The following is an 8,959-nucleotide window of genomic DNA, read 5'->3' on the forward strand; positions in this document are numbered from 1 at the left end:
GGATGCCAATGCCCAAGCTCGGAAAAATCATGACCCATCTTCGCCTCGTTATGCGGATGGGACGGGCGACGGGAACCGATATCGTCGAGGCGCATAACGAAGGACGGCTCAGTCAAGCGGATTGGGCGGCAATGGTCACAACCTGCCGTGCCTGCGAATCAGTGGGCCGGTGTCAGCACTTGCTGGACGAACACGATCAGCTGGACGGTGCCCCGGAAACCTGCCCCAACCGCACCCGGTTATGGGCGCTGAGGCAGCAGCAGACAGAGGAAGAATGATGGCCCAGATTCCGCTTGGCGACATCGAGAAACATTTTTGGCTCACCCGATCCGTGGCGCGCTGCATGGGGCTGTCTCTGTCCGAGGCTATGGCAGAGGGCCGCATGAGCGAACAGGGCTACGCCGAACTGGTCACGCGCTGCCGCGCCGCCCACTGTCAGGCCGCATGCGAGCACTGGCTGGCCGCGCAACAATGCCGGGCGCAAGCGGCTCCCGATTTTTGCGCCAATGCCGAAACTCTCGACAATTTGCGGTGATCAGAGCTTGGAGTGCGAGCCGTCACACAGCGGCTTCTTTCCAGAATGCTTGCACCCGCAGAAGAACACTTTCTTGTCGGCCTCGGCTGTAAATTTCACCGGCGAAAAGCCTGTGTCCTTGTGCGACCCATCGCAAAACGGCTGTTTCTTGGACCGCCCGCAGGCGCACCAGAAATAGGTTTTGCCTTCGGTAACTTCGATCGGAAAAGGCCCTTTTTGTGCAATCTGGGGCGCGTCTGACATGTGGCTCTCCCTGCTGGCTGACACCTCATGTTGAGAATAGCGGGCGTTTTGGGAATTGGTAGGGGGTGTCGACGGCAACCTTCCGCCAGCGCCGGGGGCGCAAAGAATCCCGTGATTGCAATGTGGTAATGCCGCTCCTATCCTGATCGCACGCCCAAAGCGCTTTTGGGAATAAAAGTTGTCGACAAAAAAGGATTGAAGGACATGAAACTGAAACTCGCGGCCCTTTGTGCAATCACCGTCGTTCTGACCGCCTGCTCGCAGCAGGAAGAGCCGACACCGGTCTATGTCCAGCCTAGCTATGACAAGTATGGCGCACCCAGCTGCTCGGCAGGTTATCAGCTGGCAACCACCGAAGCTGGTGAAACCGTCTGCGCACCTGTAACGCAATAACTTCCCAAGTGGGCGGTCCATAAGGGCCGCCCCTTTTCACGCCCGAAACGCCTAGTTGGCGGTGGCGCGTTTCAGCGCATCCGCTATCTGCGCCGTCGGAACGCCGATGCTGACGGGGGGATCATTCGCGGCGACGCCGGACAAAACCCCGATCACCATCATCTCCCCGTCTATCTCGACCAGCAGGGGCGCACCGGAATCCCCGGACATCGCCGCACATCTCTGCAACAGAAGGCTGTCCTGCGACCGTGGTTCACCGCAGTTCCACTCGACGCTCAGCACGTGCGGCCTGAGACCGGCATAACCTGCCATCAGAAATCCACCTACCGCCAGGCTGCTCTGCTTCTGTTCCTCTATGCCCAGAACCCCCGTTCGCGCGCCTATCGGGTCTTTCAGCACCAGCAGGGCCCAGTCCGAGGCCAGCGGAACCTTGAACGCGCGGCTGGTGGTGTCGATGACCGATGGCAGGACGAACCGTTCGACCTCGCTCACCGCCAGAGCCTCGCCGCGCTGATATCCGGCAGCAAAGCGAATGCTTTGCGGCGGTATCCACGTCTTTCGCGCGTGGTTGAACAGACAATGCGCCGCCGTCAGCACGACACGCTCGGCCACCAACGTGCCGGTGCAATGGCTGCGCACCTGAATGCTGGCGAAATTTACCCGCCCGATGGCACGCCATGGCGGTTGGGCGGCATCGACCACCTGACGCCCACGGATCGCCTCGCATCCCTGATCCAGTTTGTCCCCTGCCTGACAGATCGCATCCAGCCCGGGCCGGAACAGCCCTTCGGCCCGCGCCACCGGTGGCAAAAAGCTTGCCGCTAGTCCTAGCGCAGCAAAAGTAAACAGTCGTCGGATCGCCATGCCGGCAGCTTCGCCACGCACGGATGCAAATGGCAACCCCGCCCGTTGCATCCAAAGCCCTCTCGCGCCAAAGTGACCGCGCGGAGGGTCGATGCGGCAATTCATTGAACATACGAAAAACCGGACAGTCTGGAGCTGGTACGGCCTGGTCGCCACATGGCGCAGCGAATACTCCTTTCGTTCATGGATCTGGGCCAACCTGATCTCGGCGGCGCTGGCGTTCTATTTGCCGATCACTACCGGTGAACGCGCGCTGATCCTGGCGCTGGGTGTTCTGGTTCTGGCCGCCGAGCTGTTCAACACGGCGATCGAACGGGCGGTGGATCACACGTCGACCGATCACCACGAACTGGCGGGGCAGGCCAAAGACGCCGCCAGCGCCGGCGTTGCCCTGACCGCGATTGCTGCGGGCGTGGCCTGGGCGGTTGTGCTGCTGGGGCTGCTATAGGCCCGCTCAGAACCCGTAATAGCGATAGCCCCGGTTGAAACTGTGACTGCGGGCCGGACGGTGTACCGGTGCGTAATACGGATAATACCCATACACGCGGCGCTTGGCGCCTTGGTAACGGCGCGGCGCATACGGTTTACTGTGATGTACGTTCGGCTTGCGCACATGCGGTTTGGGCTGCGGTGCGATGTAATAGCGGTGCACCCGGTGCTTGCTGCGGTCCTGCAGGCTGAGCGCGACGGCCCCCAGCGCAATGAACCCCGCGATAGAGTCGTCACTGTCATGGGCCGAAGCCGGGCTGGCGAGAAGGTTTGCCACCAAAGCCACCACCGCGCCGGTCGCCGCAAGTAATGCTGGTTTGAACATGAAAGCCTCCTTTTTCAGGGTCGGCGGACCACGTCAAGGATGGGGGGAGTCGGACCGAAAGGCCAATGAATTCGGGTCACGGTTTGGGGAAAGGCACAGAAGGCAAGAATAGAGAAATGCATCTCACGGACGCTATTTGGCTTCACTGTCGATTTTCACAAGAGCATCAAATGAGTGTCAATCGCCCTAAAAACCCTTTGCGAGGCGTACAACTGTCTGACGGATTGACAAAGAATCTCTCGGGGTGATCGAGGCGAAAAAAATCCATTCGTCTAGGCGACCAATTGAATACTTCCTGCTCTTCGTGAGTTTCGATGATAAGCAAGCCATGAAAGTACCATTTCGAATTCAACTTGTAACCCGTTTTTGTTGTGTAGAATGACAGGGCACGGAGTTGGGCAAAGGTACTCACATCGGAATCGATGCCATGCGCGGCGATACAATATGGGTTTCCACCAGACAATAGAATGGCTTTTACGGAGGTGACGCCGACCATCGTGACAGACCAAATCGACACAACTACCGGAAGCAAGAAAACCTTCCAAGCGTATGTTTCCAATTCACGCCCTTTGCGCTTTTGTGACAGAAGCAAAACTGAGGCGACGATAGCGGTGGTTATTGAAAGGTTGTAAATGAGCGCCAAGTTCGATCCTGCGCCGGAAAAAACTGCCAAAGCGCTGCCAAGAGAAGTCCCGACCAACCCGATCAAAAACGCTCCGCTTGAGGCAACAGCATTTGGAAAGCGCCAACCGGTCACGGCACAAATTTGAGCTAGAAAAAGTGGAACCAGAGGGGCGCAGGATAGTCCCCAATACAGGAGGTAAGCCCACGGTGCACTCCGGGGAGAGTCCACTTCCGGCAAGCTAGTTGGCAGCTGAACAAAACCCAGTGTTATCAATAAGCTGTAAAAAAGGAATTTTCGTTCAAATCTCATGCTTCTTTGCCAAAGGAAAGGATCAGGGCAAGGCAAATGTATCTACGGTGTTTTAATTACCTTGTGGATGCGGGGATTCAATATGCGGGTCAAGGTCAAGGATCGATTTAGAACGCGACAGCCGTCCCCACAAATCATACTCCCCGGCTTCGTCCACCTCGACCGTCACGATATCCCCCGGCTTCAACCCCTCGAAGCCTTCATCGATGAACAGGTTTCCGTCGATCTCGGGCGCGTCGGCCTTGGTGCGGCAGGTGGCGGCCTCGGCGTCGACCTCGTCCACGATCACCTCGATGGTCTGGCCCATCTTGGCCGCCAGCTTGGCCTCGGAAATCGCCTGCGCCTTTTCCATGAACCGCTCCCAGCGTTCCTGCTTGACCACGGCAGGCACGTGATCCGGCAGGTCATTTGACCGCGCGCCGTCCACGTTTTCGTACTGAAAACAACCCACACGGTCCAACTGAGCCTCTTCCATCCAGTCCAGCAGGGTCTGGAACTCGGCCTCGGTCTCGCCCGGATAACCCACGATGAAGGTCGAGCGCAGGGTGACGTCGGGACACACCGAGCGCCACGCGGCGATCTCGTCCAGCGTTTTCGCCGCCGCTGCGGGTCGCGCCATGCGTTTCAACACATCCGGGTGCGCGTGTTGGAACGGAATATCCAGATAGGGCAGCACGTTGCAACCCGCATCCGCCATCAAAGGGATCAACTCGCGCACATGCGGGTAGGGATAGACATAGTGCAACCGCACCCAGGCATCGAACTGTCCAAGTTCTCGCGCCAGATCGGTGATGTGGCTGCGCACCTCACGGTCCTTCCACGGGTTCACGTCATACTTGCGGTCCAGCCCATAGGCCGAGGTGTCCTGTGATATCACCAGCAATTCGCGCACGCCGTTCTCGACCAGCTTTTCAGCCTCGCGCAACACCGCATGGGCCGGCCGGCTGGCCAGACGCCCACGCATGTCGGGAATGATGCAGAACTTGCACCTGTGATTGCAGCCTTCGGAAATCTTGAGATAGCTGTAATGGCGCGGGGTCAGCTTGACGCCGCTCGCGGGCAGCAGATCGACAAACGGATTGGGATCGGGCGGCACGGCGGCATGCACCGCGTCCAGCACCTGTTCATACTGGTGCGGCCCGGTGACCGCCAGAATACGCGGATGATGCTCGCGGATATAGTCCGGCTCGGCCCCCAGGCAGCCGGTCACGATCACCTTGCCGTTTTCCACCAGTGCCTCACCGATCGCCTCCAGGCTTTCCGCCTTGGCGCTGTCGAGAAACCCGCAGGTGTTCACGATCACGGCATCGGCCCCTGCATAGTCTGGGGAAATGCCGTAACCTTCGGCGCGCAGCCGCGTCAGAATGCGCTCGCTGTCCACCAAAGCCTTGGGGCAGCCCAGCGAGACCATGCCGATTGTCGGCTGTCCCGCGCGGGGGGCGTCGGTGATCCGGGCGGCGGGCGCCAGGTCGGGGCGGAGGTTTGGCGGGTTCGTGCTCATGGCCGCGCGTATAGAGGTGAAGTGACCCCCATGCAATTGTTGCGCGCGGCCCACCGGCGCGTCATATGCTTTGCATAAGCAAAAAATGGAGCAGGGATATGCGCTGGTTGTGGCGGATCGTTTTCATCCTGATTGCAGTGGCCGGGCTGGTGATCGGCGCGCTGCTGCTGATGCCGGGAGACAAGCTGGGCAAGATCGTCTCCGATCAGATCAAGGCGCAGACCGGTCGCGATCTGACGCTGAGCAGTGATGTCGCTATATCCTTTTGGCCGGTGCTGGGCATCGAGACCGGCCCCGTGACGTTTGCCAATGCCGATTGGGCCGGTCCTGACCCGATGCTCAGCGCCAGCGCGCTGTCCGTCGGGGTCGATGCGGCTTCGTTGTTGTCCGGGCAGATCAAGATCAAGCAGATCGTGGCCAAGGATCCGGTCCTGCGGCTTGAATTCGCGGAGGGGCGGGGCAATTGGCAGTTCGGCCCGGCGCCCAGCCGAACGTCCGAGGGTGGCTCTGGCGCGCCCGATACTTCGGTTGCCCGTCAGGCGGTGACGCTGGACCAGCTTCGTCTCACCAACGCGTGGCTGGTCTATGTCGAGGATGGTGCGGCCCGCTTTGACTTCAACATGGTGGACCTGACCGCCATCTGGCCATCTGCAGAAGCGCCGCTGAGCGTGCAGGCCAGCAGGGGCGGCGTCGAAGCGGACCTGGAAATCGCGGATCTCCCGGCTTTTGGCACAGGTGCCGCGACCGCATTGAAGAGCGTTGTGACAGCACCGGGCGGCAACGCCACTTTTTCCGGATCGGCCAACATTGCTGGCGAGGTATCCGGGACGATCCGGATCAATACCTCGGACAGTACAAGGTTTCTGGCGGCACTTGGTCGGCCCGATACGCGCCTCCCCAAGGGGCTGGGGCAAGCGGTAGATGTCATCGCTCAGGCGACCTATACCCAGGATGGCCGACTGGCCCTGCGCGACCTCAACGTCAGTCTCGACCAGAACAGTTTTGCCGGCGAGGCCGATATCCTTCTCGGTGACCTGCCGCAGGTTACCGCAAGGCTCCGCACCGGCCATCTCGATCTGACGCAGATCGGCTCCGCCGGTCAGCACGCTGGCGGATCGGCAGGTGGTGGCGCGAATGGATGGTCGAAATCTACCATCGACGCATCCCCTCTGGCCTTGGCGAACGGCACGCTCCGACTCGACGCCGAGGCGATTTCGGTTTTGGACTTGAAGATGGGGCAAAGCAGTGTGGCACTGACACTCGATCGCTCGCGCGCCGTATTGAAGATGGACCCGGTCACGTTGTTTTCCGGCAAACTGACCGGCGAACTTGTTGCCAACAACCGTAACGGTCTGTCGGTCGCAGGCAAGTTGGCGGGTCGGGACATCGACGCGCAACAGGCTCTGTCAACCCTGGGCGGTATCAATCGCCTGTCGGGGTTGGCATCGACGGAGCTGGAATTTTTGGGCGAGGGCCAAAGTGAAGATCAGATCATGCGCTCGCTTTCCGGAAACGGGCGCATCGATATGGGGCGCGGGGTCATTTCAGGGATAGATCTGGACCGCTTGATGACATCCGGAACCGGGTCGGGGGGCACCACCGTATTCAACAGCCTGACGGCCAGTTACACCATTGACCAAGGAAACCTGTTCAACCGGGATCTGTTGCTGCAACTGGACAATTTTCGCGCCGATGGCGAAGGACGCGTCGGATTGGGCATGCGGGATCTTGACTATCTTTTCACCCCGGTTGCCCTGCGCGCCAATGCCGGAGAGGGGCTTGCAATTCCGGTTCGGATCGTGGGTCCCTGGGCCAACCCCGAGATCCGGCCGGATCTGAGCCAGGTGATCGAGGCCGCGACTGGCAAGAATATCAAGGATGTCGAAACACAGGCAAAGGACCAACTGCGCCAAAAGCTGAGCGAGGAACTCGACACTACCGTGACCGAAGACCAGAACATCGAGGAGTTGATCAAGGACCGGCTGGAGAACGAAACTAAAAAAGGCCTGCTCAAGCTGCTGGGTGTGGACTAGGGTGTGCTGTCTCCGTCGCGGCAGGCCACGCCCCCCCCCCCCGGGGGGTTGTTCGAACCAGAAAGAAACAGGAGGCGTCCTTGCTTCTTTCCGGTGTCAAATACCCCGGAGCGCGAAGCGGAGCCTCGCAGAAAGTTTCAGATCTTCTGATCGTACTCGCCGACGCCGGGTTCCGTGCGGATCACCGCATCGATGTCGGCAAAGATCGAGCGCATCTCATCCTCGCTTTCGCTGCTTTCGCACACGACCACAAGGTTGGGTGTGTTGGATGACGCTCGCACCAGTCCCCAACTGCCATTATCCAGGATCACGCGCGCGCCGTTGACGGTAACCACTTCCTTGATTGCACGCCCGGCAAAGGTTTCGCCAGCGCCATGCTTGGCGACCAGCTTGTCCACCAGCCGGTTGAGAATTTCGTATTTTTCGGTATCCGACGCATAGGGCGACATTGTGGGGGTCGACCACGTCTTGGGCAGCGCCTTTCGCAGATCCGACATGGATTTGCCGGGGTTGCGGTCAAGCATCTTGCAGATCTCGACCGCCACGCGCATGCCGCAGTCATAACCACGCCCCACCGGCTCCGCCAGAAAGTAGTGCCCCGATTTTTCGAACCCGGCCAGCGCGCCGATCTCTTTCACGCGCCGTTTCATGTGGCTGTGGCCGGTTTTCCAGTAATCCGCCGTCACGCCGTTTTTGCGCAGCTCGGGGTCCGAGGCGAACAGGCCGGTCGATTTCACGTCCGCCACAAAGGTCGCACCTGGATGCAGCTTTGACAGGTCGCGCGCCATGATCACGCCCACCTTATCGGCGAATATCTCTTCGCCCTCGTCGTCCACCACACCGCAACGGTCGCCGTCTCCGTCAAAGCCCAACGCCAGATCGGCGCCCGACGCTTTCACCGTGGCTGCCATGTCATGCAGCATCTCCATCGCTTCGGGATTGGGATTGTAGTGCGGAAACGTGTAATCCAGCCGGTTGTGGCTGGGCACCACCTCGACCCCCATCCGCTGGAAGATTTCGGGCGCAAAAGCCGATGCCGTGCCGTTGCCCGTGGCACAGACCACCTTGAGCGGACGCGACATGCGGAAATCGCCAACCAGATCGTCAATATAAGCCTCTTTCACGCCATCCACGAACTCATAGGACCCGCCCGAACGCGCCATGCCTTCGCCGTTCAGCACGATGTCGCGCAACTCGGTCATCTCGTCAGGGCCGTGGGTCAGGGGACGGTCAAAACCCATCTTCACCCCGGTCCAGCCGTTGGGGTTGTGGCTGGCAGTCACCATCGCCACCGCGGGCACATCCAGGTGAAATTGGGCGAAATACGCCATCGGTGACAGGGCCGGTCCGATGTCCTTGACCTGTATCCCGGCCTGGATCAGCCCGAGGATCAGCGCATTCTTGATCGCCAGAGAATAGTCGCGATAGTCGTTGCCCACCGCGATTACCGGCGCAATCCCGTGCTTGTGCATCTGAGTGCCCAGGCCAAGGCCCAGAGCGGTCATGCCCGGCAGATTGATTTCTTCGGGGTATTTCCAGCGCGCGTCATATTCGCGAAAGCCTGTCGACCTGATCATCGCGTCCCGCAGAAAACTCCAGGTGTTCGGTGTCACTTCGGTAATGGGTTTGCTCATGGGTAATC

The 8,959-nt window shown here is 60.0% G+C and carries 11 protein-coding genes; 5 read left to right on the forward strand and 6 right to left on the reverse strand.

Annotated features, from left to right (window positions below; translation table 11 throughout):
* Nucleotides 1-8: 8 nt before the first annotated feature.
* The gene (locus AC2FMY_RS19750; protein WP_496744155.1) at nucleotides 9-278 is read left to right on the forward strand and encodes a DUF6455 family protein; all 270 of its coding nucleotides are present in this window, start codon (nucleotides 9-11) and stop codon (nucleotides 276-278) included.
* Nucleotides 278-535 (forward strand): DUF6455 family protein, encoded by a 258-nt coding sequence (locus AC2FMY_RS19755; RefSeq protein WP_480749468.1) that lies wholly within the window; start codon nucleotides 278-280, stop codon nucleotides 533-535. Before AC2FMY_RS19750 ends, AC2FMY_RS19755 begins: the two co-directional genes overlap by 1 nt.
* Here the strand turns inward: AC2FMY_RS19755 and AC2FMY_RS19760 are convergent, their stop codons facing one another.
* Complete coding sequence (locus AC2FMY_RS19760) at nucleotides 536-778, reverse strand: CDGSH iron-sulfur domain-containing protein (RefSeq protein WP_480749467.1); 243 nt, start codon at nucleotides 776-778, stop codon at nucleotides 536-538.
* Between the two features lie 204 nt (nucleotides 779-982).
* Here AC2FMY_RS19760 and AC2FMY_RS19765 point away from each other — a divergent pair, with 204 nt between their 5' ends.
* Nucleotides 983-1,171, forward strand: coding sequence for a hypothetical protein (locus AC2FMY_RS19765; protein ID WP_480749466.1), 189 nt, complete (start codon nucleotides 983-985; stop codon nucleotides 1,169-1,171).
* A gap of 51 nt (nucleotides 1,172-1,222) precedes the next feature.
* On the opposite strand, the gene AC2FMY_RS19770 is transcribed toward AC2FMY_RS19765, so the two are convergent.
* Entirely contained in the window at nucleotides 1,223-2,056 is an 834-nt protein-coding gene (locus AC2FMY_RS19770) for a trypsin-like serine peptidase (RefSeq protein ID WP_496807936.1), read from the reverse strand.
* A 70-nt stretch (nucleotides 2,057-2,126) separates the two neighbouring features.
* Between AC2FMY_RS19770 and AC2FMY_RS19775 the strand changes: the two genes are divergently transcribed.
* Nucleotides 2,127-2,483, forward strand: a complete 357-nt coding sequence (locus AC2FMY_RS19775) for a diacylglycerol kinase (protein ID WP_496744159.1) — start codon at nucleotides 2,127-2,129, stop codon at nucleotides 2,481-2,483.
* A gap of 6 nt (nucleotides 2,484-2,489) precedes the next feature.
* Here AC2FMY_RS19775 and AC2FMY_RS19780 read toward each other — a convergent pair whose 3' ends face one another.
* The 3 genes from AC2FMY_RS19780 to rimO form a co-directional block, all read right to left on the reverse strand.
* Entirely contained in the window at nucleotides 2,490-2,849 is a 360-nt protein-coding gene (locus AC2FMY_RS19780) for a hypothetical protein (RefSeq protein ID WP_496744161.1), read from the reverse strand.
* A 166-nt stretch (nucleotides 2,850-3,015) separates the two neighbouring features.
* On the reverse strand, nucleotides 3,016-3,783 hold the full coding sequence (locus tag AC2FMY_RS19785) for a hypothetical protein (RefSeq protein WP_496744163.1): 768 nt from the start codon (nucleotides 3,781-3,783) through the stop codon (nucleotides 3,016-3,018).
* A 52-nt stretch (nucleotides 3,784-3,835) separates the two neighbouring features.
* Complete coding sequence (gene rimO, locus AC2FMY_RS19790; protein WP_496744165.1) at nucleotides 3,836-5,284, reverse strand: 30S ribosomal protein S12 methylthiotransferase RimO; 1,449 nt, start codon at nucleotides 5,282-5,284, stop codon at nucleotides 3,836-3,838.
* Nucleotides 5,285-5,382: 98 nt separating this feature from the next.
* On the opposite strand from rimO, the gene AC2FMY_RS19795 reads away from it, so the two are divergent.
* Nucleotides 5,383-7,317, forward strand: coding sequence for an AsmA family protein (locus tag AC2FMY_RS19795; protein WP_496807937.1), 1,935 nt, complete (start codon nucleotides 5,383-5,385; stop codon nucleotides 7,315-7,317).
* Nucleotides 7,318-7,454: 137 nt separating this feature from the next.
* On the opposite strand, the gene AC2FMY_RS19800 is transcribed toward AC2FMY_RS19795, so the two are convergent.
* Nucleotides 7,455-8,951 carry a phosphomannomutase/phosphoglucomutase gene (locus AC2FMY_RS19800; RefSeq protein ID WP_480749459.1) on the reverse strand — a complete coding sequence of 499 codons (1,497 nt, stop codon included), beginning with the start codon at nucleotides 8,949-8,951 and terminating at the stop codon, nucleotides 7,455-7,457.
* Nucleotides 8,952-8,959 lie beyond the last annotated feature (8 nt).

The organism is Ruegeria sp. YKSE079 (assembly GCF_059612845.1).

Coding starts and splice junctions, on each gene's coding strand:
- AC2FMY_RS19750 (WP_496744155.1), top strand. CDS start 9: ATGCCCAAGCTCGGAAAAATCATGACCCATCTTCGCCTCGTTATGCGG.
- AC2FMY_RS19755 (WP_480749468.1), top strand. CDS start 278: ATGGCCCAGATTCCGCTTGGCGACATCGAGAAACATTTTTGGCTCACC.
- AC2FMY_RS19760 (WP_480749467.1), bottom strand. CDS start 778: ATGTCAGACGCGCCCCAGATTGCACAAAAAGGGCCTTTTCCGATCGAA.
- AC2FMY_RS19765 (WP_480749466.1), top strand. CDS start 983: ATGAAACTGAAACTCGCGGCCCTTTGTGCAATCACCGTCGTTCTGACC.
- AC2FMY_RS19775 (WP_496744159.1), top strand. CDS start 2,127: ATGCGGCAATTCATTGAACATACGAAAAACCGGACAGTCTGGAGCTGG.
- AC2FMY_RS19780 (WP_496744161.1), bottom strand. CDS start 2,849: ATGTTCAAACCAGCATTACTTGCGGCGACCGGCGCGGTGGTGGCTTTG.
- AC2FMY_RS19785 (WP_496744163.1), bottom strand. CDS start 3,783: ATGAGATTTGAACGAAAATTCCTTTTTTACAGCTTATTGATAACACTG.
- rimO (WP_496744165.1), bottom strand. CDS start 5,284: ATGAGCACGAACCCGCCAAACCTCCGCCCCGACCTGGCGCCCGCCGCC.
- AC2FMY_RS19795 (WP_496807937.1), top strand. CDS start 5,383: ATGCGCTGGTTGTGGCGGATCGTTTTCATCCTGATTGCAGTGGCCGGG.
- AC2FMY_RS19800 (WP_480749459.1), bottom strand. CDS start 8,951: ATGAGCAAACCCATTACCGAAGTGACACCGAACACCTGGAGTTTTCTG.